Genomic DNA, 25,278 nt, shown 5'->3' with positions numbered 1-25,278 from the left:
TTCGTCGTATGGCGATCGCTCGATGTTGTGAAAGGTGAATCCTGGTCGTGACCGTCGAGCGGTCGCGGCGTTAGGCCCGTCATGGGTGATCGAAAGCCGTATCCCAGTGACGTCAGTGACGAGCAGTGGGCGTTGATCGGGCCGTTCCTGCGGGCGTGGAAGGCCAGGCGTGTCTCGGTCTCGGGTCATCAGGGCGACTACGACCTGCGGGAGATCGTGAACGCGATCCTCTACCAGAACCGGACCGGCTGTCAGTGGGCGTACCTGCCGCACGACCTGCCCCCGAAGTCGGCGACCTACTACTACTTCGCCCTGTGGCGTGACGACGGCACCGACCAGACGATCCACGACCTCCTGCGCTGCCAGGCACGGGAGAAGGCCGGCCGGGCCGAGGACCCGACCGCGGTCGTACTGGACACCCAGTCGATCCGGGCCGCGAACCACGTCCCGGCCGCCACGACCGGCAAAGACGCCGCGAAGAAGGTACCCGGCCGCAAGCGGGGCCTGGCCGTGGACACGTTGGGCCTGATCATCGCGGTCGTGGTGACCGCCGCGTCGGCCACCGACAACGCCATCGGCATCCATCTGCTCGACAAGGTCGTCGAACACACACCGACGGTCACCCGCGCCTGGGTCGACGCCGGGTTCAAACAGGACTTCGCGCTGCACGGCGCCGTCCTGGGTGTCGATGTCGAGGTCGTCAAACGCGCCGACACCAGGCCCGGCTTCGTGCCGATCCGCAAACGGTGGATCGTGGAGCAGACCCACGGCACGCTCATGCTCCACCGCCGTCTCGTGCGCGAGTACGAGAGCCGACCGGAATCGGCCGTGTCCCGAACGTTGTGGGCATCCACGGCGAACATCATGCGTCGGCTGACCGGGACCAGCACACCCACCTGGCGGCACCGGTGAACCTGCCCGCGATCCTCGACCTGATCGCCGAACGCGAAACCACCGCGCGCCAGGCCGCCGACCAGCTCCGCGAGAAGATCACCACCCTCACCGCAGAACTCGCCCGCATCGACAGCGACCTGGCCGACCTGGCAACCACCCGCACCACCCTGCGCACCCTCGCCGCCACCGAGTTCACAGCCGAGGACCCGACGATAGCCAGCGCCCCCTACCAGCAGATCCTGCACGTCCTCACCACCGCGCCCACCGGCATGCGGGCAAAGGGCATCTGCCTCGCACTCGGCGTCGAACCCTCACCGAAACACGTCGAAGCCACCCGCGCGAAGCTGAAACGCATGGTCAACCACCAGGTCCTGACCGAAGACGAACCCGGAATGTTCACTCTCGCCCCGAAACGGACCTAATCTTTCGAACCACCCTCTCAGAGGGTTAAAGATCAAGTTAGACACATTCGGTGGCGGTGGTGTGGCCGGTGCAACGCCGGTGGTCGTTCTGCGGGGTCCTCCGGGAGTCGGCAAGAACGCCCTTGCGGTGCGGTGGGGACACACGCGGCAGGATTGGTTTGATGGCGGCCAGTTCTACGCAACTTTCCAGGAGTGGCCGGATGAGGCGCTCGGTGGTTCGGCGTCAACTGACGATGCTCTGCTGTCGTTCCTTTTAGCGATGGGGGTACGTGACGACCTGGTGCCGAAGAGTTCCGCGGGTCGTCGGTCGCTGTTCAGGACGCTCAGTGCGGACAAGCCGGTCTTGGTCGTGCTTCATGGGGCGAGCCTGCCGGCGCAGATCAGCCCGTTGGTCCCGACTGCTCCCGGCAGCGTGGTGCTGGTAAGCACCCAGCATGATGTGAGGGGCCTGGCATTGGACGGCGCGCACATGGTGGACGTCGAACCGCTGGACGAGGACGCCGCGCTGAGGCTGCTGACCACGGTCTGCGGCGACGGGCGGGTCGCGGAGGATCAGGTTGCGGCCAAGCGGCTGGTCGAGCTATGCGGGCGACTGCCCCTCGCGGTTCGCGTCATCGCGGGCCGACTTCACCTCGATCCGACGATGACTGTGGCCGCGCTCGCTGACGAAGTGGCGGAGGAGCCGCACCTCCTCGACGCGATGACGCTCCCGGGCGGCGGCGATGCCGTCGCCCACCTCTTCAACAACGCCTATCGGAGTCTGAGCGCCGACGCGCAGCGCCTCTACCGTGACATCGGCGCGACGGCGGTGGTCAAGGTGCCCGACGATCTGTTGGCGCGGGTCGGCTGGCGGGACCGCACGGTGCGGCGAGCCGCGGTCGAACAGCTGCTCGGTATGGGGCTGCTGGAGCGAATCGGCCGACTCCGGTACACGCAGCACCCGCTGATCCGCTCACACGCCGCGCGCCTTGCTCAAGACCTGACACCGAGTCACGCCGAGCGGGTGGTGACTGATTCCATCGCGTACGTCTGCGAGTTCGCCCATTTCGCGAATCAGGCCATCATGGGTTCGCGGCGCTGGGTGGCGACCGAGCCGGTGACGGGGGTGAGCCCGTTCCCGGCTGCTGGGGGGCGGGCTGCCGCGCTGCAGGCGTTGGAGGAGTGGCGAGAGGATCTTCTGCGGGTCGCTCGGGTGGCCTCGGCGAGCGGCGCTGATCGTCAGGTGGTGTGGCTGGCGGAGGCTGTGACGACGGCGTTGTACTTCAATCACCGGCACCTGGCCGACTGGGTCGAGATGTCCCGGCTGTCTGTCGCCGCAGCTCGGCGGCTCGGGCGCTTCGACGTCGAGGCCCAGGTCCGTTGCACCCTGTCGCGCGCCTACGCCGACGACGGCGATCTGGACAAGGCCGAGATTGAGGTCGAGGGGGCGCTAGCGTTGTTGCCGCAGGTAGATGATCCCATCCTGCACGGCACAGTGTGGGAGTTCTACGGCCGATATCTCGACCTCGCGGCGCGCGCGGCTCCAGTCGCCGACCAGCCGGCCGCTCGCGTCCGTGCCGAGGCCGCGTTTCGTACGGCGATCGACGTTTATATCCAGAACGGTGAGAGGCGCGGCGCGGCGCTCGGCCGGCTTTTCCTCGGGACCTTCCTCGACGCGACTGGCCGTCCCGCTGCCGCGTTGCCGTATCTGGAGCTGGCCCGTGAGGGCTTCAACGACGTCGATGATGATCGGAGCGCGGCGCGCGCTGACGCGGCCATTGGTGCCGCTCATCTGCACCTCGGGCACTACCGGCAGGCGTTTGACGAACTGTCCGCAGCCGCCGCCTACCTAGCGACAGCCCAGTTGTGGCACTACGAGGCCGAGGTACGCGACAATCTGGCCCTCGCCGCGACCGCCCTGGGCGACCGGGCCGCAGCCGCTGAGCATTCCCAGCGGGCGGCGGACATTCGACGAATGTCAGGGGAGGGGCAGTAGCCGCACGACGACGGTGGTGACACCCTGCACGGTCCGGACCTGCCAATCGCCGTCGGTGAGGTGCCGTTCGCGGGCCAGCGTGTAGAGGCAGGCGGCCAGCGCCGTGACATCACCGGCACCAGTTTGCCTAGTCACCATGGCCCGACGGCCGTCGCGGAACGTGGCTACACACCCGCCGGTGGTGCCTGCGCAGGCAAGGACGCTGCCGGGGAATTGGTCGAGGCTAGCCCTCGTCCAGCTCCACGCCGCTGGTTGCGCGGTCGTCGTCGGCCTGGTCCCACCTCGGCGCCCTGCAATGTGCGCAGGTCCCACTCCTGGTCCGCGGCGGACAGATGGCCGATCCAAGCATCTGTCGGTGCGGCCACGTGACGGCGCACCGCAGCTGGAAATTTCCGTACCTCGACAACACCGGGGCGCAGCCGACTGTGCACGACGAACGAATGCACCGCCACACGATCCGGGATCGGCGGTGGCCATGCCCGCAGCGGAGGCGGTTCGTCCGGCTCCGACAATCCGATCAACTCGTACAAGACGCTGCGCAGCGGACGCGCTTGCGGTGCCTCGGCGAACGTTTTCCTCACGACAGTGTCGTAACGTCCGGGCTGATACGACGAGATGGCCGTCTCTACCTGGTCGGCCAGAGGCTGCCGAACATCCAGCTGCTGTGCGAGGTGGCTCAGCGTCGTCATCGGTGTGCCCGCCACCACCTCCGGGGCCAACGGCGCCAGCAGCAGCGGAACACCCGCGCCCGCCGCGAGCAGGCTCACCGATGAATGATCTCCGATGATGCAGTCCGCAGCAGCCAGGGTTGCCTGCCATCCCACGTCCGGCGGCACCACCGGGACGGCTCCTGGTCCTCCATCATCGGCCGGGTACCGGTCCGGGTCATCGACGCCCAGATCAGCATCACCACCAGCACCGGCAGCCACACCGGGCACTACCGGCTGATCACCACCCTGCTCAACCCCGACACCCACCCCGCCGCCGAACTCATCCGGCTCTACCACGAACGCTGGGAAATCGAGACCGCCTACCTCGAACTCAAATCCTCCATCCTCGGCGGACGCGTCCTACGCGCCCGCACCCCCGACGGCATCCAGCAGGAGATCTACGCCCTACTCATCACCTACCAACTCCTACGCACCGCGATGCTCGACGCCACCGACAGCCAGCCCGACCTCGACCCCGACCGGGCCAGCTTCACCACCGCCCTGAACACCGCCCGCGACCAGATCATCCAAGCCGCCGGCGTAATCGCCGACACCGTCATCGACCTGATCGGTGTCATCGGCACCCACGTCCTGGCGAACCTGCTGCCGGAACGCAGGACCCGCGTCAAGACCCGCATGATAAAACGCTCCAACAGCAAGTACCAGGCCCGCGGCCCCAACATCGACCGGCACAGCTACAAAGCCACCACCAGCATCGACATCATCAACCCCGACCCTTGACGACCAGGCCAACCGCCTAACTGAACGGCGTTGGGGCTAGCCCGGAGCTAGCCCAGGAGGACGTACTCCGAGTTCATCCGTCCGACCACGAACAGGACAGGTCCACCGACGATGAGGACCACCCAGCTCGCCGGGGTCGTGACCCCCAAGGGCTCGTGGAGTACGAGGTCCACCCCGGCCGACGTGGCGATGACGCCGGTCACCACCACCGCGTAGATGTACGGCGCCAGGTACACCGACTGGCGTGGGCGTCGGTGCACGGAACGGTCGACGAGCTTGTTGCTCTGCAACACGTAGATCTGCCAGAACAGCAGCGCCGTGAGGAGCGCGGCGGCGAACCCGACCGCCCGGGCCGGGGTGTACGGCAGGCCGCCGAACGTCAGTGTCAGCTCGCCCAGCGCCAGGATGGCTATCTGCTGGTAGCGCTCGCCGAAATGAACGCTCAACTGGCTGTACTGCTCCAGCGGTATCCGGCCGCGTACCGGCGTCGGGTAGCGCAACGCGGCCGCCAAATAGTTGATCACGAGCGCGGCGAGCCAGAGACCGGTACGCCAGGCCGGCGCGGCGAACCCGCCGATGATCCACAGAACTCCGGACACGACGAACCAGAAGAGGAAACGCTCCTCCCGCGCGTGCGCCCGGCGTGGACGCAGCGCGATGATCAGCGTGACTCCCCGGACCAGTTGCAGGCCGACGTACCTACTGGCCAATGCAAGCCCGCGTCCGCCGTACGCGCCCGGTATGGCGACCGCCATCAGGGCCACGCCGACCAAGGGTGCCGGCGCCGCACCGCCCTGCCGTACGGCGGTGGTGGCCCTGGTCACTGACCTAATGAGATCAACCGAGCGCTTACAGAACCTGTCAGACAGACTCGGTCCGGTAGCCGCTGGTGGGTGAGAACTCGGCGTTTGACCAGAGCCGTCGTGAGTTCTGAGCGCAGATCGTGCCCCGCTGGTGGTCGGGAGACAGAACCGCTGATGGGATGTCGTGCCCGCTGCTGTTGAGCGTGAGCACTTGATCATTGGGTTGCTGGAGGTCTCCCAGGCGCTACGGACGACGCCCGCTGTCGGGAGGAAGGGGACTGAAGGTGCTGTTTGTTGGCGATGACTGGGCCGAGGAACACCACGATGTCGAGCTGCAGGACGAGATCGGCCGTCGGCTGGCCAAGGCGAAGTTGCCCGAGGGCACCGCTGGCGTCTTGCGGCTGCACGCCATGATCGGCGAACACCTGGGCGGGGACGACGACGTGACTCAGGTGGTGATGGGGATCGAGACCGATCGTGGCCCGTGGGTCCAGGCGCTGATCGCGGCCGGCTATCTGGTCTACGCGATCAACCCGCTGCAGGTGGCGCGCTATCGGGAACGACGCTCGGCGTCCGGCGGCAAGAGTGATACTGCCGATGCCCACACGCTGACCGACATGGTTCGGGCCGATCGGCACCAACTGCGGCCGGTGGCTGGCGACAGCCAGCAGTCCGAGGCTGTCAAGGTCGTCACTCGCGCTCACGAGACAGTGTTCTGCGCTGTGAGCGGCCACGTTGGCTCGCCGGTGGCTGCTCGCCGACGACCGGTCAACGAAGCCCCCATGGAACCGCTTTACGGAAGGGGGCAACGCCGTCGAAGTCAGAAGGTGCCGTCACTGGCGGCCCAGCGCTGACAGATCACCGGTTCGGGCTGAGAGATGCGGGTTGACCTGCCATGTGAATCGCTGAGAGTCGCTGTGAGCTGGCGTGGGCGGGGCCGTTCGGGGCGGGGCGCACCAGTGAGCGCGGTGGCGGGCCGTCAGAGGTTGTCCTTCTTCCACTGCTCGGCGGCGTCATCGCAGATCACCGCCGTCTGCACCATGGGCGTCCAGGTAGCGAGCAGGTTCATCAGGTCCACGATGCCGGCGGCCGCGACGGTCTCGCCCATTCAGGCTGGGTGGAACTCGATGTCGAGCAGGTACTTCGGGCTGCCGGCAGCGGCCTTCTGTCCGGGTTGGCTGGGATTCATGCTGTCGCCCAGTGAACCAGCGACAGCCGCCATCCGTTCTTCTTGTTGTAGGTGCACTAAATTGGACATGTTGCCACTGCTTGGAGATTAAAATGGATCGTCACTTTATTAATCAACCTGGGGGGATTTCTGCTCGGCCGGCCACGCATAACGGCTCGCCGCACCCCCACACGCATATTAACATCGCTCAGCTTGAGGCTATCGTTAGACACAAGGCGGGGCATCTTCTCGCAGCGAACGACCAAGGGCTGATTGATTGGGTAAGCGTTATGCGAGAGAAAGCGGCTGACCCAAGGTTCGCCAGCTTACCTGAAGCGGCCGAGGTACGCGAAAAGGACTGCACGGAGTGGCAGGGGCACACAAACGTGGCGATGCTAATCGACTATATCCATAACATGCGGACCGGCCATGCGACGCAGTTCGAAGTATTTGCGGCAGCCCGCGAAGCTCACTTCAGGCATCGTCCAGCGATCACTCATCCCCTGACAGCGCAGATTCCACAACAAATGCAGCAGGCCGCAGTCCTGAATTCGGTGACGCCGCTGCGGCGACAGACATCCTCAAACCAGAATCCGTACCAAGTGGTCCCGAGGGCTCAATTTGCCTCGTCGTCTAACTCCTCCAGCCAAGGAACGGGAAGCGGTCCTAGTGCAGTTCCGCACTAACTTGATCTTTAACCTGTGCGGCGTGGCCGGGGATTGACAGTCTTCGTCTTCTTTGTGGCCGATGTTTTGGCGTTCGTGGTGGTCGCGATGTGGACGTCGTATCGCGGGGTGGGGTGGGTGTTGCGGCGGCCGGGTGGTCGCCCCGGGCCTGGCCGGGCGGGTTTGGGTGCACCGGCCGGGCAGGTCGCCTTCGCGCGGAGGTGCCGAAACCCTCGGCGGACGCGGGCGGGTGACAGACGCTGCGGTGGTGCGGGTTGCTCCCAGGGGCGGCGCAGGTCGGCGGCGAGGGCGCGGGCCAGACGGAGCTGGGTGTAGGCGGCGAGGATCAGCCAGGTCCATAGGTCGGCGGCTTGCGGGGTGCGGATCTTCGGGCAGGTCCAGCCGAGGGTCTGTTTGAACAGGCGGAACGTGTGTTCGATGTCGAAGCGGCGTAGGAACGTCTGCCAGAGCAGGTTCACGTCATCCGAGGTGGCGTCGACGCCGGACCACCACAGCCACACCGGCTTCGGTGTAGCGCCGCTGGGTAGGTGGTCGACTTCCAGGCGGATGACGGTCCCCTCGATGACCGGCAGTACTTTAGCCGCGGCGGTCCAGGCGGATCGGTGGGTCAACCGAGGGTGCAACCGGTCCCAGGCGCGGGCCCACGCCGTGCCGTAGAGACGGGTGTCGGCGACAGTGGCCGCGTCCGGCTCACCCCAGGTGGCGAGATCACCGAAGACGAACTCGCCGCCGTGGCGGGGCGGACGGCCGACCGTTCCCGGCCGCCGAGGCGGCACTGCCCGACGCAGCACCCGATCCGATCGCATTCGCGCGAGGACCTGCACGGGCAGGTCACGCAGGAGGAACGCCAGTCGGGGCGCGTCGTAGCCGGCGTCGGCCACGACCAGGATCTCCGCGTCCCCAGCCTGCCACTGCCCGGCCGCGATCAGACGCCCCACGATGTCTCGCAGCTGCCCAGCGGTGACCGTGGCCGCGTCGTCGCCAGGCGCCAGCCGCACCGCGTCCAACGGTGCGGTCCACGAACTACGGCCCGACTCCAGGGCCACGACCATCGAATACGGCCAGCCCGGGATCATGATGGTCTGATCCTTGCCGCGTCCGTAGGTGTGACACAGGATCCGCTGTGGTGAGGTGTGCGCGTCCGGCCGCAGCCAGCAGGTGATGTCCACCGCCAGGACGAGACGGCCGTCGGCTGCCCGGGGCAGCGGCACCCCGGCGAGAGCGGTGCGCAACCGGTCAATGTCCAACTTCCCGCAGGCGAGGGCGTCATACAACGCCCCGTGACCCCGGCGGTGCTCACCCACCAGCGACAACTCCACCAGCGACCGGACCGGCCCGTCGGCGCACAACACCGCGTCGGTCAGGTCGAACAACGCGTCAGCCCGAGCGGTCAAGCAGTCGTAGAACTCCCGCCGGAACCGGTCCAGGTCCCCGACGGCATCAGCCGAACCACGGTCATGCACACTGATCACCAGAACAGCCCTTGGTTATTGATGTTCTTCCCTAGACAAGAAGATCATCAACCAAGGGCTGTTTCCGTGATCGTTCGGGGTCCCCGCAGGACCTCAGAGGGTTAAAGATCAAGTTAGGGGAGGCACAGTGAAACGGTACGCAAAGAGGACCGTGCGGGTCGCGGTCGCGGCGGTTGTGGCGGTCGGGGGTGTCAGTCTCACCGTACCGGCAGCCGCGCAAGCCCGGGTCGACGGTGTTGTCTCCTACGCCGATGCCGTCCCTGGCCTCGAGCCGCCTGGACTCGGAGACCAGGCGCGCTATGTCGACGAGCACGGCCGAGAGATCGATCCGGCGGCGAACGGGAAACGAGACGGCGGGAACACGCCATCGGCGATCGGGTGCACGCCCGTCACCCTGCCTGACGACCCTCACTGGTCATCTCCGGATGTTTCTGGGCACGGGCAGTGGAACAAGGGCGATTGCACGGGAAACACCGCTCATGTTTACAACTGCCTCTACGAGTACTACACCGACGGCACCTACCGCCGTAAGGCATGTTCGGATTCGACGCAGCTCAAGCCCAAGTCGGAGAGCAACAACCGATCGACGGCGCGCCGAACCTGCGACTCGACAGGCCAGTCGATCTCCTGGCGCAATCAGGTCGACGTGGACGTCGACGGCCAGGTTGATTCGTCAGGCACCGAGTACCACCAGGCGAATGTGTACTGCGTCGTCACAGGACCAGATCAGTAAAGCGCAGGTCGCCCAGCACTCAGCATCGGAACGGCCCGAGAGCGGCACCATGCTCTCGGGCCGTTCCGATGCTGAGTGCTGTCCTCGAAGATCACATATGTGGCGAACTGGGTGAGTGACGCCCGCCGGAAGGTGCAGCCGCCGTTAGCTGTCTGTGACACAGAATCCCCTATTCTGTGTCACAGAGTCGATGACCCGCCCGCCGCCACCTGCGGGACGCCGTCACCGTAGCCGGGGCGACTCGGCCACATTCTGTGTCACATCACCGCAAGGGGCCGCCGAAGTGTCCGTGATCCCGCTTCCGACCGCCCGCCGCCCGGTGGCGCTCGTGGTCGCCGTCGACGCGTTCCTCGACCGGTTCCGCGATGACCCCGGGACCCGCGCCACCTACACCGAGACCCTGCGGCGGCTGCGCGAGACTGCCGGGGATCAGGTGCCGGTCGCGGCGCTCACCCCCGACATCTACGAGCAGACGATGGCCCGTTGGGACGAGCGGGCCGCGAACACCTGGAACAAGCACCTGTCCGCGCTGACCTCGTTCACCGCCTACTGCCGCCGTCAGGACTGGCTGACCATCGACCCCGGCCGGCGGCTGGAGCGCCGCAAGGTCACCCGGACCCGGGACAAGGCCATCCCGCGTGCCCGCCTGGAGCGGCTGTTCATCGACGACCGCAACCCGCTGCGCCAGCGGGTGTTGTGGCGGATGCTTTACGAGACCTGCGCCCGCGCCGAGGAGATCCTCAGCCTCGACGTGCCCGACCTCGACATGGAGTTTCGCCGCGCCCTGGTCGTCGAGAAAGGCGGCGACCGCGCCTACGTGCACTGGGAAACCCCGACCGCCCGGCTCCTGCCCCGGCTGCTGGCCGGGCGCACCGCCGGGCCGGTGTTCCTCGCCGACCGGCGCGCACCCGCCGCCGGGCGCCGCGCGCCAGCCCTGGTCGACATCTGCCCCGACACCGGCCGCGGCCGACTGTCCTACCCGCGCGCCGAGTACCTGTTCAAGCAGGCCTCCAAGATCCACGACCCGCGCGGCACCGGATACACCCTTCACCAGCTCCGCCACAGCGGCCTGACCCACCTCGCCGCCAAGGGCCGCAGCGCCGCCGAGCTACAGGCCAAGTCGCGCCACCGGCACCTGGCCACCCTCGGCATCTACGTCCGGCTCGGCGAGGAAACCTCCGCCCGCATCACCGCCGAGAACGACGATCACCACCGGCGGCACCGGCGCTGATCTCGCGCCCCACGTATCGGGATCACGAAAAAAGGGCAAAGTGCTTCCCGCGCGACCCGCCACTTTGGGGCAGCCCTCCCAGGTGCCGGCCTAGATCAACTGCTTAGCGTTGTTTTTGGTCTGGAAACTACGGGCGGGCCGCTGGCGGCATTGGCGGGCTTCCCAAGTGACGGTGCGCCCATTACATTGTCGATTATCCATGGGAGCGCTTCCACGGCTGCCCCTGGTCACACCGCCACCCCGCTGTCGCCGGTGGCCGCGCCGCCCCAACGCCGTCCCGCGTCGGTGCGACCACCGGCGGCGCCTGGAACAGGAGCCTGCCATGCGCCATCTGACCCGGCCGGTTCCCGGCCACGGCGGCCGGTCGCCGGTCGTCGACCAGCCCTGGCCGCGGCAACTGCTGGCCGCCGGCATCGCCCTGCTCACCGGGCTGTCCCTCGCGGTCGCCGCCCCGCTGGCCGCAACCGCGTCCGCCGCTCCGGCGAGCGTCAACTACGCCGAGGCGTTGCAGAAGTCGCTGCTCTTCTACGAGGCGCAGCAGTCCGGTCGACTGCCCGATTGGAACCGGGTCTCCTGGCGCGGCGACAGCGCGCTCACCGACGGCGCCGACGCGGGGCTGGACCTCACCGGCGGCTGGTACGACGCCGGCGACCACGTGAAGTTCGGCTTCCCGATGGCGTTCAGCGCCACCATGCTCGCCTGGGGCGCGGTGGAGTACCGCGGCGGCTACACCGCCTCCGGGCAACTGCCGCACCTGCTCAACAACCTGCGCTTCGTCAACGACTACTTCATCAAGGCGCACCCGTCGGCCAACGTCCTCTACGGACAGGTCGGCAAGGGCGACGACGACCACAAGTGGTGGGGTCCGGCCGAGGTGATGCCGATGGCGCGGCCCGCGTACAAGATCGATGCGAGCTGTGGCGGCGCGGACCTGGCGGGGGAGACGGCGGCCGCGATGGCCGCCTCCTCGATGGTGTTCCGGCCCACCGACGCGACCTACGCCGACAAGCTGCTGGGCCACGCCCGGCAGCTCTACACGTTCGCCGACACCGTGCGGAAGTCCTACCACGAGTGCATCACCGACGCGACGAGCTTTTACCGCTCGTGGAGCGGCTGGCAGGACGAACTGGTCTGGGCCGCGATCTGGCTGCACCGGGCCACCGGCGAGGCCAGCTACCTGACCAAGGCCGAGAGCGAGTACGACAAGCTCGGCACCGAGAACCAGTCCACCACCCGCTCCTACAAGTGGACCATCGCCTGGGACAACAAGCAGTTCGGCGCGTACGTGCTGCTGGCCAACCTGACCGGCAAGCAGAAGTACGTCGACGACGCCAACCGGTGGCTCGACTACTGGACCGTGGGAGTTAACGGGCAACGGGTGCCGTACTCGCCCGGCGGGATGGCGGTGCTCGACTCGTGGGGCGCGTTGCGCTACGCGGCCAACACCTCGTTCGCCGCCCTGGTCTACAGCGACAAGACCACCGACCCGACCCGCAAGGCGCGCTACCACGACTTCGCCGTCCGGCAGATCAACTACGCGCTCGGCGACAACCCGCGCAACTCCAGCTACGTCATCGGGTTCGGCGCCAACTCGCCGCGCAACCCGCACCACCGCACCGCGCACGGCTCCTGGTGGGACAGCCAGACCGTGCCCGTCGAGACCCGGCACACCCTCTACGGCGCGCTGGTCGGCGGCCCGTCCGCGGCCAACGACGCGTACAGCGACAGCCGGTCGGACTACGTGATGAACGAGGTGGCCACCGACTACAACGCCGGCTTCACGTCCGCGCTGGTCCGGCTGACCTCCGAGTACGGCGGCACCCCGCTGGCGAACTTCCCGGTCGCCGAGACGCCGGACATCGACGAGCTGACCGTGGAGACCACGGTGACGCAGGCCGAGCCGCGGGCCACCGGGCTCAAGGTGATGGTCTACAACAAGTCGGCGTTCCCGGCCCGCGCCCTGACCAACGGCACGTTCCGGTACTACTTCCGGCCCGACGGCACCGGCGCGGTGCAGGTCACCGCCGGCTACACCCAGGGCTGCCCGTCCCCGACCACCGCCAAGCAGTTCAGCGGTGACATCTGGTACGTCGAGGTGGACTGCACCGGGTACACCATCGCCCCGGCGGGCCAGTCGCAGCACCGGATGGAGGTCCAGTTCAAGATCGGTGTGCCGGAGGGCGGCACCTGGGATCCGACCAACGACCCGTCGTACCAGGCCACCGCCGGGCCCAACCGCAAGGTGCCGCTCTACGCCGGCAGCACCCGCGTCTGGGGCGAGGAGCCGGGCCCGGTCGTACCGGACACCACCAAGCCGACCGTCCCCGGTACCCCGGTGGCGTCCAACCTCGGCCCTCGCACGGTCACCCTGACCTGGGCGCCGTCGACGGACAGCGGCGGCAGCGGCCTCGCCGGCTACGACGTCCGCGAGTTCATGGTCGGTAACGACGTGGTGGCGACCCGGCGGGTCACCGAGAACTCGATCACCATCACCACGCTGCTGCCGGAGCGGACGTTCGAGTACACCATCGTGGCGCGCGACGGCGCGGGCAACGAGTCGGCGGCCTCGCCGAAGCTCACCGTGACCACGCCACCGGCCGGCACCGCCGACACCACCCCGCCGAGCACCCCCGGCACCCCGGTCGCCTCGGCCGTCACCGCCACCGGGCTCACCCTGGCCTGGACCCCGTCGACCGACAACGTCGGCGTCACCGGTTACCGGGTCTACCGCGAGGCCGGTGCGACCGACGTGCTGGTGGCCTCGCCGACCGGCACCACCCAGGCGGTGACCGGCTTGACCGCCTCGACGGCGTACCAGTTCTACGTGGTGGCCGTGGACGCGACCGGCAACACCTCCGCGGCGTCCGCGCCGGTCGCGGTGACCACCGCGCCCCCGCCGGTCGGCGGCACCTGCTCGGTGGGGTACGCCACGAACGACTGGAGCACCGGCTTCACCGCCACGGTGACGATCACCAACACCGGCACCAGCGCGATCAACGGGTGGACGCTGCGATTCAGCTTCCCCGGCGGGCAGACCGTCAGCCAGGGCTGGTCGGCGACTGTCAGCCAGACCGGCGCGGCGGTCACCGCCACCAGCCTGTCCTACAACGGCACGATCGCGCCGGGGGCGTCGGTGAGCTTCGGCTTCAACGGCAACCACAGCGGCAGCAACCCGAAACCGACGGCCTTCACCGTCAACAACGCCGCCTGCACGGTGGCCTGACCCGCACCCGCGTTCGAGATCTTGGACAGTTTCCGTTCCGCGCGGACGGAAACTGTCCAAGATTCATTTTTGGGCCGGGCGTCGGCCCAAACGTCGCTCTGCCGGCGCATGTCGTCCGCCCACTGCCGGGCGTCCATCTTGTGCGCGCCGTCGATCTCCACCTGCACCCGTCACTGGCGCCAGTACGCGTCCAGCCAGCGGTTCCGACCCGCCGCGTCGGACCGATGCTCCTGCAGGTCCGGAGCGGGCAACCGGTGCCGGTCAACACGATTCCTCGACAGATCGATCGCCACCGTCCGGAGCGGATCCGACCCCGCACCGTGCCTTCGCTGAGCAGACGGGACACCTGCGCGGTCGTCAGGACACCCGACTGCTCGGAGGCGAGCCAGTCGAGTTCGTCGGCGTCGTCGGCGGGCAACATTCCCGGGAGTCTCGTCACCGTCCGGCGTTCCCGCCACCAGATCTTGGACAGTTAGCGTTCGCGCCGAACGGAAACCGTCCAAGATCTCGTCAGTCGGTCAGGTCGTCGGCGAGCAGGTCCATCAACAGGCCGTCGTGCCAGCGGCCGTCCTCGCCGCGCTCGTAGCGGCGCAGCACCCCCACCGGACGGAAACCCACCTTGGCGTACGCGCGGATGGCGGCGCTGTTCGCCGCCGCCGGGTCGATGGTGAAACGGTGGTGGCCGTACTCGTCGATCAGGTGCCGGGCCAGCGTACGGATGGCGTCCACGCCGAGCCCGGCACCGCGCGCCGCCGGGTCGAGGAAGATGTCCAGGCTCGCGTGGCGGTAGTCCGGGTCGGACTCGGCGTACCACTGGATCGCGCCGATCACCCGGCCGTCGTGCTCGATGGCGTACAACGTCAGGTCGTCGTCGTCCAGGTCGGCGCGGACGGAGTCGGCGAGGTCGGTGCCGCCGCGCCACCACCGGCGTACCTCCGGGTCGGCCCGGATCGCCGCGAGGGCCGGCACGTCGGCGACCGTCGCCGGCCGCAGTGTCACCGCCCGCCCTCGCAGCATCGGCTCAGCCCCGGATCTCGCCGTGTTCGACGCAGACCGCCGACCAGCCGACCGGCAGCACCTGCACCTTCATCCGGCGGCGGCACCGCTGGCAGAACCGGGGCGGCTCCAACTGGCGGGCGGACACGCAACCCGGATGGGCGGTGCCCGCCGTCACCGGCTCGCCGCACCGGTCGCACCACAGCTCGGTCGTCGTCATGGTGGTCACAGCGTGGCAGAGAGCGCCTTGACCGGCATCTTCAATTCGTCGAGCAGGTCGAGGTCGGCGGTCGCCGGCCGACCCAGCGTGGTCAGGTAGTTGCCGACGATCACCGCGTTGATGCCACCGAGCAGACCGTCGCGGGTGCCCAGGTCACCGAGGGTGATCTCCCGACCACCCGCGTACCGTAGGATGGTCCGCGGCATGGCCAGCCGGAACGCGGCGATGGCCCGCAGCGCGTCCTTGCCCTCGACCACCGGGCGGTCACCGAGCGGGGTGCCCGGCCGGGGGTTGAGGAAGTTGAGCGGCACCTCGTGCGGGTTCAGTTCGGCGAGCTGCGCGGCGAACTCGGCCCGCTGCTCGACGGTCTCACCGAGGCCGAGGATGCCGCCGCAGCACACCTCCATGCCGGAGTCGCGGACCATCCGCAGCGTCTCCCAGCGCTCCTCCCAGGAGTGCGTGGTGACCACGTTGGGGAAGTACGACCGGCAGGTCTCCAGGTTGTGGTTGTAGCGGTGTACGCCCATGTCGACCAGGTCGTCGACCTGCTCCTGGGAGAGCATGCCCAGCGACGCGGCGACCTGGATGTCGACCTCGGCCTTGATGGCGGCGACGCCCTCGCGCATCTGCTTCATCAGCCGCGCGTCCGGGCCGCGCACCGCGGCCACGATGCAGAACTCGGTCGCCCCGGTCTTCGCGGTCTGCTTCGCCGCCTCGACCAGCGACGGGATGTCCAGCCAGACCGAGCGCACCGGCGAGGTGAACAGGCCGGACTGGGAGCAGAAGTGGCAGTCCTCCGGGCAGCCGCCGGTCTTCAGCGACACGATCCCCTCGACCTCGACCTCCGGGCCGCACCACCGCATCCGCACGTCGTGGGCGAGTTGCAGGGCGGCGGGCAGGTGCTCGTCGGGCAGGTTGAGCACAGCGAGGATGCCGGCCTGGTCGAGGCCGACACCGTCACCCAGGACCTGGGTCCGGGCCTGGTCGAGGATCTCTGGCATGGCTCGTACCCTACAAGGCCCCCCGATCAGCCGGAATGACCTGGCAGGTCGTCGGCCCCTCGCACCGAGTGGGATTCGTCGGGCCGGTGGTGGCGGGTGGTAATTTCGCCCGGCGGGTGTCGGCGTGACCGGCGCGGACGGCGGCGAAGGGGTGACGGTGGCGGACTGGCTGGCGGCGCTCGACCGCCGTGCGGAGCTGCGGGCGAAGGCCGGGCTGACCCGGCGGCTGCACCCGCGTCCCGCCGGCGACGGTATGACCGACCTGGCCGGCAACGACTACCTCGGCCTGGCCACCCACCCGGAGGTCACCGCCGCCGCCGCGGCGGCACTGTCGGCGTACGGGCTGGGGGCCACCGGGTCGCGGCTGGTGCGCGGCTCGACCGACGCGCACCAGGCGTTGGAGGACGAGCTGGCGCGCTGGCTGGGCACCGATTCATCGCTTGTCTTCTCCTCCGGCTACCTGGCCAACCTGGGCGCGCTGCGGGCCCTCGTCCAGCCCCGTACGCTGCTCGTCTCCGACGCGCACAACCACGCGTCCCTGATCGACGGCGCTCGGATCTCCGGCGCGGAGACCGTGGTCACCGCGCACGCCGACGTGACGGCGGTCGCGGCCGCGCTGGCGGCGGCCCCGGGCCGTCCGGCGGTGGTGGTGACCGAGTCGGTCTTCTCGGTCGACGGTGACCTCGCCCCGTTGGCCCGGCTGCACGCGGTGGCTCGCCGCCACGGCGCGCTGCTGCTGGTCGACGACGCGCACGCGCTCGGCGTGACCGGTCCGGCCGGCGCCGGCGCGGTCGCCGCGGCCGGGCTGGCCGGCGAACCGGACGTGGTGGTCACCGCCACCCTGTCGAAGGCGCTGGGCGGCGCGGGGGGAGTGGTCGCCGGCCCGGCCGAGTTCGTCCGGCACCTGGTCGAGACCGGCCGGACGTTCATCTTCGACACCGCGCTGCCACCGGCGGTCGCCGCCGGGGTGCATGCCGCGCTGCGGCTCACCCGGGCCGGTGACGACCTGCGCGCCGACCTGGCCGAGCGGGTGGCGTTGGCGGTCGGCCGGCTGCGCGCGGCCGGGTTGGTCGTGTCCGCGCCGGACGCGGCGGTGATCTCGGTGACCGCTCCCGGGCCGCAGGCGGCGACCGCCTGGGCCGCCGCCTGCCGGGACCGGGGCGTCGCGGTGGGCTGTTTCCGGCCGCCGTCCACCCCGGACAGCCGTTCCCGACTGCGACTCACCGTCAGTGCCGGGGTCCCCCGGGCGGACTTCGAGCGGGCCGTGGACGTCATCGTGGAGTGTGCGCCCGTGCCGGCGAGGGAAACCGAGGTGGTCACGTGAGCGCGAGGAGTGAGCCGGGTTTGCGAGCCCCGCAGTCGCGAACAGAGGTGGCACCGTGAGCGCGTGGCAGGGTGTGGTGCTGGTCACCGGGACCGACACCGAGGTTGGCAAGACCGTGGTGACGGCGGCGATCGCGGCCGCCGCCCAGGCCGCCGGGCTGCGGGTGGCGGTGGTCAAACCGGGTCAGACCGGTACGGCCGGTGGTGAGCCGGGTGACGTGGACGCGGTGAACCGGCTGGCCGCGCCGTTGACCGGTCGTACGTTGGCGAGCTACCCGGATCCGCTGGCGCCGTTGGCCGCCGCCCGGGTGGCCGACCTGCCGCCGTTGGAGTTGTACACGGCGGTGGACGCGGTCCGCGACGAGACCGACAAGCATGACCTGGTGCTGGTGGAGGGTGCCGGTGGGCTGTTGGTGCCGATGGGGCTGCGTCCGTCGGGGGAGCCGTGGACGATGGCCGACCTGGCGGTGTCGCTCGGCGCGCCCGCGGTGGTGGTCGCCCGCGCCGGCCTGGGCACGCTCAACCACACCGCGTTGACCCTGGAGGCGCTGGACCGTCGGGCGGTGCCGGCAGGTGTGGTGATCGGTGCGTGGCCGGCCACGCCGGAGCTGGTGCACTGGACGAACCTCACCGATCTGGTGCCGAACCTGCTCGGCGCGGTGCCGGACGGCGCCGGTGCGATGGATCCGGGTGTGTTCCGGCGCTCGGCGCCGGGGTGGCTCACTCCGGACCTGCACGGAGTGCTCGACGACTGGCGGACGTGGGCCGAGGAGAGCGGCTGAACACCTGACTTCCGTCGGTGTCCGCGCAGGTCGGGCGTGGGTAGCCTGGCCGCCGTGAGGATTTCGGGCCGCTCGTGGCCGGGTTCGCCGGCGTGGGCGGACCGGTCACCGCACGTAGTCCTCCAGCAGTGCCGGCGTGAGCCCGGCCCGGTGGATCGCCTTCAGCGCCGCCAGCAGGTCGTCCATGAGTGCCGGCCGGAAGTGCATGAGCAGCACGTCGCCGGGGCGGACGACCTTCTCCGGGGTCTGGTAGCGCACCTTGCCCTCGTGGACGGTCTCCGACCAGTGGAAGACCGCCTTCATGCCGCAGTCGTGCGCGGCGCTCAGGGTGCTGGCGTCGCGGTTGCCGAACGGCGGACGGAACAACGTGGGGCGCTTGCCGAACAGGGTTTCCAACCGGTCGGCCGCCCCGCAGATCTCCTGCTTCTGGTAGGCGTACGACCGGCCGGACAGCGAGGTGTGCGTGATGGTGTGGTTCTCCACGACCCCGCCGGCCGCCTCGATCTGCCGGAAGTAGTCGGTGTGCTCCGCGGCCGCCGGTGAGTTGAGGAACATCGTGACCGGGATGTGTGCCTCCCGGATGAAGTCGATCACCGCGGGTGGTCGGGCCAGCCCGCCGTCGTCGATGGTGATGAAGGCGACCTTCTGCTCGGTCGGCAGGCGGTGCCAGAACGGGACCGGACCGGTCGTCGGCAGCGGCACCGGTTGCGGTGGCGGCACCAGCGGGAAGGTCGGCACCTGGGACACGTACCAGGCCAGACTCCCCGGTGCGGGCTTCGCCGTCGGGGACGGCGACGCCGAGGGGACGGGGACCGGGCTGGACGGGCTCGGCGCGGCGACGGTGATCCGTCGGGCGTGCAAGGCGGGGCCGGCTGTGCAGGCACTCAGCGCCAGGAGCGCCAGAAGTGTTGCGACGACACGGATCCGACGGGCAGGGATGGCTGACACGCCCGGAAACATACCGAGCGGATGTCAGGATCCGGTCAGCTCGGTGCCACCGGAGCGCCGGATGACGAAGGCGTCCGGCATCCGGAAGGTGAGATTGTCCGGGCACCAGGGCGGGCGGACCACCCGTACGCCGTCCAGCAGGTGCGCGGCCTCGGCCACCACCACGGCCGCCTCCATCCGGGCCAGCACGTCACCGACGCAGCGGTGCGCGCCCGCCCCGAACGCCAGGTGCCGGCGCGATCCGCGCTGGCCCGGTCGGAACTCGTCGGGCGACTCGACGACCGCCGGATCCCGTCCGGCGCGGGCCAGCCACAGCACGATGCTGGTGCCCGCCGGCATGGCCGTCCCGCCCAGCGTGGTGTCCGCCGCGGCGACCCGCCGCCACGTGACGATCGGCGGTTCCAGCCGCAGCCCCTCCTCCACCACGTCGCCGACGGCGATCTCGCCGGTGCGCAGCCCGGCCCGCACCGCGGGCTCGCCGGCCAACCGGTGCAGCAGCAGGGTGAGGAACTGCGAGGTGGTCTCCTGCCCGGCGACCAGCAGGAAGAAGAGCGCGCCGACCACCACGTCCGGCGGGTGCCCGGCCGTACGCAGGTCGGCGGCCAACCCGCCGCCGGTGGCCGCGAAGTCGCGCAGCACGCGGTGGAACCGGCCCACCTCGGTGGCCAGCGCCACCTGCCGGTCGCCGTCCAGCGGCGCCCAGAACAGCTCCAGCGCGGCCCGCGCGAACTCCTTCACGGCGCCGACCGGCGCGTCCGGCAGCTCGACGAGGCGGGCCAGGACCAGCAACGGCAGGTCGGCGGCGAGGTCCGCGTACAGGTCGACGGGCCGACCGGCGTCGAGCGTGGCGTCCAGTCGGGCGACCCGGTCCCGGACCAGCGCCGTGAGCCAGGGGCGTTGCGCGGCGACCCGGGTGGGGTGCAGCGCGTCCGCGACGATCGCCCGGATCGACGGGTGGCTGGCGCCGGAGTTGTTCGCCAGGGTCGGCGGCAGCCGGAACCGGTGCCCGGCCAGCATCCGCAGCGCCGTCACCGGCATCGGGGTCACCGCGTCGAGCGCGTTGTCCGGCCGGTAGCCGACCGGGTCGGCGAGGACCTGCCGGACCAGCGCGTGCCGGGTGACGAGCAGGTGACGTACGCCCACGTGGTCGGTCACCTCGGCGACGTCCGGCCAGGGTGCCTCGACCGCGGACTCCCAGCTGGAGAACAGCACGGCGACACGCTAGCGGGCGGCTCCGGGCAGCTCGGTGCGCAACCGCCAGACGGTGGTGCGCTTCACCCGGACGCTCTCCAGCGCCTCCGGCACCGGCACGTCGTAGTTGGCCAGTTCGTCGAAGCGGTCCCGGGGCAGGAACGCCCGGCCGGGGTCACCGACCAGCGCCGGCGCCCCGGCCCGGGCGGCGCGCAGCAGGAACCGCAGCACCCGACGGGCCATCGCGTCGCTGTAGAACACGTCTCCGGCGAGCACCACCTCGGCGTCCCCGGCGTCGCCGTCGAGGATGTCGCCGAACTGGGCGTCGACGCGTACCCCGTTGGCCTCGGCGTTGAGCGCGACCGCCGCGACCGCCAGCTCGTCCACCTCGACGGCCCGCACGGACGCCGCGCCGGCCCGGGCGGCGGCGATGGCCACCAGGCCGGAGCCGGAGGCGAGGTCGAGCACCCGGCGCCCGGCGACCACCTGCGGGTGGTCGGTCACGTAACGGGCGAGGGCCTGACCGCCGGCCCAGGCGAACGCCCAGAACGGCGGCGGCCGATCGGAGGAGAACTCGCCCTCGGTCAGCTCCCAGAGCCCGATCGGCTCGTCCGCCTGGTGCAGGCGCACCTCGGGAACGAACGGGACCGGGGCCAGTCGGGCGTGCAGCCGGACGAACGTGCTGGAGAGCTCGGACACCTGCCCGATTGTTCCAGCGACCGGCCGCCCGGCGTGTCGCGGGGGACCGGTGACCGGTTCACCACCGTCGGTGAAAACCCGGCCCCCGCTTGCCGCCCGGTGCGAACACACCCGTCTGGTCGCGGCGGTGCGCCGCTCCTAGCGTTGCGAGGTGGGGACGACCGAACGGAGGCGGCGGTGGCGACGGTGTGGCGGAATGCGCTGCGGGTCGGGGTGGTGCTGGCCGGCCTGACCGGGGTGGTGCCGATCCTGGCCGCACCGGCACAGGCGGCCTTCGCCACCGAGATGAGTGGCCTGCCGGCCCGGTTCACCGCCGGCGGTCAGGTGCGGACGATCTCGGCGGTGGTGTCGCAGACGGATCGGCGCGGCGGATGCGCGAAGGTGCGCTGGTCGATGGTGCTCAGCGTGCAGGGCATCCGCCTCGACCAGGTGAAGATGGACCGGGTGGAGGAGTCCGGCGACTTCCCCCTCGAGGTCCGGACCGAGGGCGATGTGGCCCGGCTGACCGACCGGCAGCTCGACCCGGGCACCCTCTGCCCGGGCCGTACCGTCACGGCCCGCTACCGGGTGGCGTTCGACGAGGACGTCACCCAGGGGCGGGTCACCCTCGCCGCCGAGGCGTACGACGCGAACCTGCGTCTGCTGGCCCGACAGACCGCCACCCGCTCGGTGGTGGGTGCGGGTGCCACACCGACCGGCGCGGCGCAACCGAGCGCGACGCCGGCACCGCCCAGCGACCCGGCGAGTGAGCCGGCCGAGGCCGAGGACACACCGTCCGAGGAGCCGGTGGCCGACCAGCCGGTCGACGCCGCGCCGCCGGCGGACGGGCGTCCGGTCGCGCAGACCGGCGGGTTCGGCGTGGTGCAGGCCGCATTCCTGCTCGGCGGGCTGCTGCTCTCGCTCGGGGTGGGGTTGCTGCTGCGGCTGCGCCACCTGACCCGGGCCGCGACGAACGAGGCCGAGGACCCGCCGGTGGACCGGCGCTGGGAGAGGCCGGCGCCGCCCGGCCGCTGGCGGCCGGCGCGACGGTGACCGGCGGCCCGCCCGTCGCCGAGCTGGCGGCCGGCGCGCCGCCGACATCGGGGGCCGTGGGGCCGGCGGGGGTCCGCCGGCCCCACGGTGTCACCGGGAGAACGCCTGGAACTCGGCGATCCTGACCTGGTTCCGGGCCGGGCTGGCGGTCGCGCAGTCCGTCGTCGTGGCCGGGTCGGCGTCCTGCTCACCCGCGTACTGCGGGCCGCCGGTGCACTGGCTGGCGAGCACCTCCAGCCGCAGGTGGGTGGCGACGGTGGTGGGTACCGCGAACGACCGCAGGTTGATGTCGCGGCTGTACGCCCGGTACGCCCCGCCGGGGAACGCGTCGGTCGCGCTGGTGTAGATCCGCTGCCAGCGCGACGGATCCGCGCAGTCGGTGGTCGTCGCGTTGCAGGCCGACACCGCGAACGAGCGCAACGCGCTGAGCGCGTTCTGACTGCCGGTGTCGGCGTCCCCGGTGATCGCGGGACGCAGCATCGCGCTGACGTTGAGCCGCTTCACCGTCTGCGGCGCGTCTCCCGGCAGCGCCACGGTGACCTGCCGGCCGGCCACCCCGTCCAGCGAGGCCCAGTTCGTGGCCTCGGTGTCGTCGGCGATCCGGTCCAGGTTGACCCCGTCGCCGGTGATCGTCGCCCCGGACGTCGTGGACGCGAGGTTGCGGCTCATCCGCAGGTCCACGTATCCGCTCCGGCCGGCCTCGGCGACCACGCTGAGCCGCTGGTGCCCGAAGCCGGGCGCCACCGCGAGGAGGTCGTACGTGCCGGCCATCAGCTCCAGCGTGTCCGGGATCGGCGTCGCCGGGTCGGTGTCCGCGATCGGCGTCGCCCGAGCCTCGTACGCCCCGACGTACACCCGGATCGGCGCGTCCACGCTGTCGCCGCGCGGGCGCAGGGTGAGCGTCGCGTTGCCGCCGCGCGGCGAGGCGAAGCTCGGCGTCGGGTCGGTGTCGCCGGCACCGAAGGTGGCGGCGTCACGGCCCATGCCGGAGCGGGCGAACTCGGCCCAGATCAGGTCCTGGTTCGCGCCGCCGAAGCGCAGCAGGTCGGCGGTGAGCATGTTGTCCCGCATGTCGAGCATGCTGACCTGGCTGGCCGCCTGGAGCAGGAACGAGTCGAAGACCAGCTGCGACCAGCGCCGGTTGCCGGGGCACTGGTCCGCCGCGACCTTGCCCTGCGCGCAGTCGAGCTGCCGCTGCGGGGTGCCGAGACCGTACCGCTTGACCAGCGCCGAGCGGACCCGGAAGTTGGTGGCGCCCCAGATCTCCCCGTCGGCGTGCACGGCGGGGCCGGCGGTGTTGTAGCCGATGTCGGAGTAGTTCAGCGGGCTGCGGCTGAGGTCGTAGTTGCGGATGCCGCTGACCAGGTTGCCGGTGACGTAGCCGCCGGTGACGAAGGGCGTCTCACCGGGCGCGCGTAGCCCGTTCTGGTACAGGTACTCGGCGGCCAGCAGGTCGCCCCACGACTCACCCATCGCCCCGCCCTGGTGGCCGCCGATCCCGCTGTCCGGGCCGGCGATCATCCGGTTGGTGATGGCGTGCGTGTACTCGTGGCCGATCACCGTCATGTCGTAGTCGCCGTCCACGCACGGCGGGTACGGCCCACCGGCCTGCGGCTGCCACAGGTACATGTTCGTGGTCGGCGGCAGCCCGTCGCGACCGGTGCCCTGGTTGGCGTTGTTCCGGTTGCCGGTCAGCGCGCCCTGCTGGGCTCGGCCCTGCTCGGCGTCGCCGCCCAGCCCGGCCGGGGTGAGGTTGACCGCCTGGAGGTTCCACGCCGACTCGGTGAAGCCCAGCTGGTACGACCAGTCGTGCATCCGGTTGTGCATGGCGAAGAGGTTGGCGATCGAGGCGTCCGCGTCGTTGCGCTGCGCGGAGGTGAACACCTCCGGGTTGCACTTCGCCTGGTGCCACTGGTCGGCGAACGGGTACTCGTAGCGGCGTTCCGGGCTGGTGTAGGTCGGCGTGCCGGTGCCGGCGCCCCAGGAGAGCACCGTGTTGGCCGAGTTGCCGCGCGAGGTGAAGGTGGGCGTGCCGGTGGCCGCGTCGACGTCCCACGGTTGGCCGGTGGCCGGGTCGCGGAAGGCGGCCTGGCAGCCGGGCGCGGGGTCGCCGCACCAGCGCACCCGGGGGTCCTGCCCCGGGCCGAGGTCGCGGGGCGGGGTGGCCGGGAAGACCGCCCAGCTCGGGTTGTCGGAGTCGAAGTCCACGAGGTCCTCGCGGACCAGCACCTGGCCGGTGATGCCGTCCACGTAGCTGGTGAACGCGGCCGGGTGGTCGCTGTCCGCGCTGATGAGGGTCACCTCGTACGCGGCGCGGGGGCCGTCCAGCGGGGTGGGCACCGCCACGGTCCGCACGGTGTGGCTGCTCACCGCGCCGGCGTCCAGCCCGGCGTCGGCGAGCGCGGCGGCGTACCCCTGCTCGGCGCTGCGGGTGGCCGGCGCGGGTGCGCCGGTGTCGCGGGCCAGCGAGGAGCTGACCGAGAGCACCGTGCCGCCGGCGACCGCGACGGTGACGAGGCCGTCCGGTCCGGCCGGCAGGTCGCCGAAGCGTTGCCGGAGGGTGACCACGGCGCCGCTGCCGATGGGGCGCACCAGCACCCGTTCCATGGCGGCGACGGTGGCGGCGTCCATGGCGAACAGGTCACGGTTGGCGGTGAGGTAGGCGCGGGCGGCGGCCTCCGGGTCGGTGGGCAGCCCGGTGGCGAGCGGCGTGCGGCCGGGGCCGAGCGCGTGCGGGGTGCCCAACCGGTTCCACCGCACGTCGGGGTCGGCGGCGCGGGCCAGGCCGCGCTGGCGGGCGTCGGGTGCCGCCGTACCTCTGCGGTTGTCGACGTCGGCGGGCTGGTGCCCCTCGGCGAACGGTCCGGACCGGCGTTCGGCGGACGCCGGTTGTGCGCTGGGGGCCGCGGTGCTCACGCCGGTGGGAAGCAGCGCGGCGGCGGTCGCCGTCGTCGCCAGGATGGCGATGAGCCGGCGTCGACGCCGGCTCATCGGGGGTGACCACTCCGGTTGTGGCACGGGACCTCCT

General features: G+C 70.5%; 23 protein-coding genes. 11 read left to right on the top strand and 12 right to left on the bottom strand.

Features of this window, described 5'->3' with window-relative positions; translation table 11 throughout:
* Positions 1-81 precede the first annotated feature (81 nt).
* From O7620_RS15315 to O7620_RS15305, 3 genes are all read left to right on the top strand, one after another.
* Positions 82-912 carry an IS5 family transposase gene (locus O7620_RS15315; protein WP_278122041.1) on the top strand — a complete coding sequence of 277 codons (831 nt, stop codon included), beginning with the start codon at positions 82-84 and terminating at the stop codon, positions 910-912.
* The gene (locus O7620_RS15310; RefSeq protein ID WP_278122040.1) at positions 909-1,316 is read left to right on the top strand and encodes a hypothetical protein; all 408 of its coding nucleotides are present in this window, start codon (positions 909-911) and stop codon (positions 1,314-1,316) included. Before O7620_RS15315 ends, O7620_RS15310 begins: the two co-directional genes overlap by 4 nt.
* Positions 1,317-1,395: 79 nt before the next feature.
* Entirely contained in the window at positions 1,396-3,291 is a 1,896-nt protein-coding gene (locus O7620_RS15305; RefSeq protein WP_278123551.1) for a hypothetical protein, read from the top strand.
* Here the strand turns inward: O7620_RS15305 and O7620_RS15300 are convergent.
* Entirely contained in the window at positions 3,274-3,429 is a 156-nt protein-coding gene (locus O7620_RS15300) for a hypothetical protein (protein ID WP_278123550.1), read from the bottom strand. The genes O7620_RS15305 and O7620_RS15300 overlap by 18 nt on opposite strands.
* A gap of 26 nt (positions 3,430-3,455) precedes the next feature.
* Positions 3,456-4,058, bottom strand: a complete 603-nt coding sequence (locus O7620_RS15295; protein ID WP_278123549.1) for a hypothetical protein — start codon at positions 4,056-4,058, stop codon at positions 3,456-3,458.
* A gap of 6 nt (positions 4,059-4,064) precedes the next feature.
* On the opposite strand from O7620_RS15295, the gene O7620_RS15290 reads away from it, so the two are divergent.
* The gene (locus tag O7620_RS15290; RefSeq protein ID WP_278123548.1) at positions 4,065-4,742 is read left to right on the top strand and encodes a transposase; all 678 of its coding nucleotides are present in this window, start codon (positions 4,065-4,067) and stop codon (positions 4,740-4,742) included.
* Between the two features lie 47 nt (positions 4,743-4,789).
* Here the strand turns inward: O7620_RS15290 and O7620_RS15285 are convergent, their stop codons facing one another.
* Entirely contained in the window at positions 4,790-5,566 is a 777-nt protein-coding gene (locus O7620_RS15285) for a low temperature requirement protein A (RefSeq protein ID WP_278123547.1), read from the bottom strand.
* Positions 5,567-5,829: 263 nt separating this feature from the next.
* Between O7620_RS15285 and O7620_RS15280 the strand changes: the two genes are divergently transcribed.
* A complete protein-coding gene (locus O7620_RS15280; protein WP_278123546.1) occupies positions 5,830-6,399 on the top strand; it encodes an IS110 family transposase in 570 nt (189 codons plus the stop codon).
* Between the two features lie 125 nt (positions 6,400-6,524).
* On the opposite strand, the gene O7620_RS15275 is transcribed toward O7620_RS15280, so the two are convergent.
* Positions 6,525-6,653, bottom strand: a complete 129-nt coding sequence (locus O7620_RS15275; protein WP_278123545.1) for a hypothetical protein — start codon at positions 6,651-6,653, stop codon at positions 6,525-6,527.
* Between the two features lie 754 nt (positions 6,654-7,407).
* Positions 7,408-8,871, bottom strand: a complete 1,464-nt coding sequence (locus O7620_RS15270) for an NF041680 family putative transposase (protein WP_278123544.1) — start codon at positions 8,869-8,871, stop codon at positions 7,408-7,410.
* 127 nt (positions 8,872-8,998) lie between these two features.
* Between O7620_RS15270 and O7620_RS15265 the strand changes: the two genes are divergently transcribed.
* From O7620_RS15265 to O7620_RS15255, 3 genes are all read left to right on the top strand, one after another.
* Positions 8,999-9,604: a hypothetical protein gene (locus O7620_RS15265; RefSeq protein ID WP_278123543.1), complete on the top strand. Its 606-nt coding sequence runs from the start codon at positions 8,999-9,001 to the stop codon at positions 9,602-9,604.
* Positions 9,605-9,887: 283 nt separating this feature from the next.
* Positions 9,888-10,835: a site-specific integrase gene (locus tag O7620_RS15260; protein ID WP_278123542.1), complete on the top strand. Its 948-nt coding sequence runs from the start codon at positions 9,888-9,890 to the stop codon at positions 10,833-10,835.
* Positions 10,836-11,157: 322 nt separating this feature from the next.
* Positions 11,158-14,058, top strand: a complete 2,901-nt coding sequence (locus O7620_RS15255; protein WP_278123541.1) for a glycoside hydrolase family 9 protein — start codon at positions 11,158-11,160, stop codon at positions 14,056-14,058.
* A 510-nt stretch (positions 14,059-14,568) separates the two neighbouring features.
* On the opposite strand, the gene O7620_RS15250 is transcribed toward O7620_RS15255, so the two are convergent.
* The 3 genes from O7620_RS15250 to bioB are packed head-to-tail and all read right to left on the bottom strand — an operon-like array spanning position 14,569 to position 16,275.
* Positions 14,569-15,075 (bottom strand): GNAT family protein, encoded by a 507-nt coding sequence (locus O7620_RS15250; RefSeq protein WP_151488872.1) that lies wholly within the window; start codon positions 15,073-15,075, stop codon positions 14,569-14,571.
* 4 nt (positions 15,076-15,079) lie between these two features.
* Positions 15,080-15,274, bottom strand: coding sequence for a hypothetical protein (locus O7620_RS15245; RefSeq protein WP_278123540.1), 195 nt, complete (start codon positions 15,272-15,274; stop codon positions 15,080-15,082).
* Positions 15,275-15,279: 5 nt separating this feature from the next.
* Positions 15,280-16,275, bottom strand: a complete 996-nt coding sequence (gene bioB, locus O7620_RS15240) for a biotin synthase BioB (RefSeq protein ID WP_278123539.1) — start codon at positions 16,273-16,275, stop codon at positions 15,280-15,282.
* Between the two features lie 157 nt (positions 16,276-16,432).
* Here bioB and O7620_RS15235 point away from each other — a divergent pair, with 157 nt between their 5' ends.
* Both O7620_RS15235 and bioD read left to right on the top strand, forming a co-directional pair.
* The gene (locus O7620_RS15235; protein WP_278127017.1) at positions 16,433-17,599 is read left to right on the top strand and encodes an 8-amino-7-oxononanoate synthase; all 1,167 of its coding nucleotides are present in this window, start codon (positions 16,433-16,435) and stop codon (positions 17,597-17,599) included.
* A 76-nt stretch (positions 17,600-17,675) separates the two neighbouring features.
* On the top strand, positions 17,676-18,380 hold the full coding sequence (bioD, locus tag O7620_RS15230) for a dethiobiotin synthase (protein WP_151488883.1): 705 nt from the start codon (positions 17,676-17,678) through the stop codon (positions 18,378-18,380).
* A gap of 105 nt (positions 18,381-18,485) precedes the next feature.
* On the opposite strand, the gene O7620_RS15225 is transcribed toward bioD, so the two are convergent.
* The 3 genes from O7620_RS15225 to O7620_RS15215 form a co-directional block, all read right to left on the bottom strand.
* On the bottom strand, positions 18,486-19,328 hold the full coding sequence (locus O7620_RS15225) for a polysaccharide deacetylase family protein (protein ID WP_278123538.1): 843 nt from the start codon (positions 19,326-19,328) through the stop codon (positions 18,486-18,488).
* Positions 19,329-19,352: 24 nt separating this feature from the next.
* Positions 19,353-20,483, bottom strand: a complete 1,131-nt coding sequence (locus tag O7620_RS15220) for a cytochrome P450 (RefSeq protein WP_278127015.1) — start codon at positions 20,481-20,483, stop codon at positions 19,353-19,355.
* A gap of 66 nt (positions 20,484-20,549) precedes the next feature.
* Entirely contained in the window at positions 20,550-21,218 is a 669-nt protein-coding gene (locus O7620_RS15215; protein ID WP_278123537.1) for a 50S ribosomal protein L11 methyltransferase, read from the bottom strand.
* A gap of 177 nt (positions 21,219-21,395) precedes the next feature.
* Between O7620_RS15215 and O7620_RS15210 the strand changes: the two genes are divergently transcribed.
* Complete coding sequence (locus O7620_RS15210) at positions 21,396-22,250, top strand: hypothetical protein (RefSeq protein ID WP_151488866.1); 855 nt, start codon at positions 21,396-21,398, stop codon at positions 22,248-22,250.
* Positions 22,251-22,340: 90 nt separating this feature from the next.
* Here O7620_RS15210 and O7620_RS15205 read toward each other — a convergent pair whose 3' ends face one another.
* Positions 22,341-25,268: a M36 family metallopeptidase gene (locus O7620_RS15205; protein WP_278123536.1), complete on the bottom strand. Its 2,928-nt coding sequence runs from the start codon at positions 25,266-25,268 to the stop codon at positions 22,341-22,343.
* Between the last annotated feature and the right edge of the window lie 10 nt (positions 25,269-25,278).

Source organism: Micromonospora sp. WMMD710, assembly GCF_029626045.1.
Lineage (GTDB): Bacteria > Actinomycetota > Actinomycetes > Mycobacteriales > Micromonosporaceae > Micromonospora.
This window is presented reverse-complemented; position numbering and strand designations above follow the sequence as displayed.

Coding starts and splice junctions, on each gene's coding strand:
- O7620_RS15315 (WP_278122041.1), top strand. CDS start 82: ATGGGTGATCGAAAGCCGTATCCCAGTGACGTCAGTGACGAGCAGTGG.
- O7620_RS15300 (WP_278123550.1), bottom strand. CDS start 3,429: ATGGTGACTAGGCAAACTGGTGCCGGTGATGTCACGGCGCTGGCCGCC.
- O7620_RS15290 (WP_278123548.1), top strand. CDS start 4,065: ATGATCTCCGATGATGCAGTCCGCAGCAGCCAGGGTTGCCTGCCATCC.
- O7620_RS15275 (WP_278123545.1), bottom strand. CDS start 6,653: ATGGGCGAGACCGTCGCGGCCGCCGGCATCGTGGACCTGATGAACCTG.
- O7620_RS15255 (WP_278123541.1), top strand. CDS start 11,158: ATGCGCCATCTGACCCGGCCGGTTCCCGGCCACGGCGGCCGGTCGCCG.
- O7620_RS15250 (WP_151488872.1), bottom strand. CDS start 15,075: ATGCTGCGAGGGCGGGCGGTGACACTGCGGCCGGCGACGGTCGCCGAC.
- O7620_RS15245 (WP_278123540.1), bottom strand. CDS start 15,274: ATGACGACGACCGAGCTGTGGTGCGACCGGTGCGGCGAGCCGGTGACG.
- bioB (WP_278123539.1), bottom strand. CDS start 16,275: ATGCCAGAGATCCTCGACCAGGCCCGGACCCAGGTCCTGGGTGACGGT.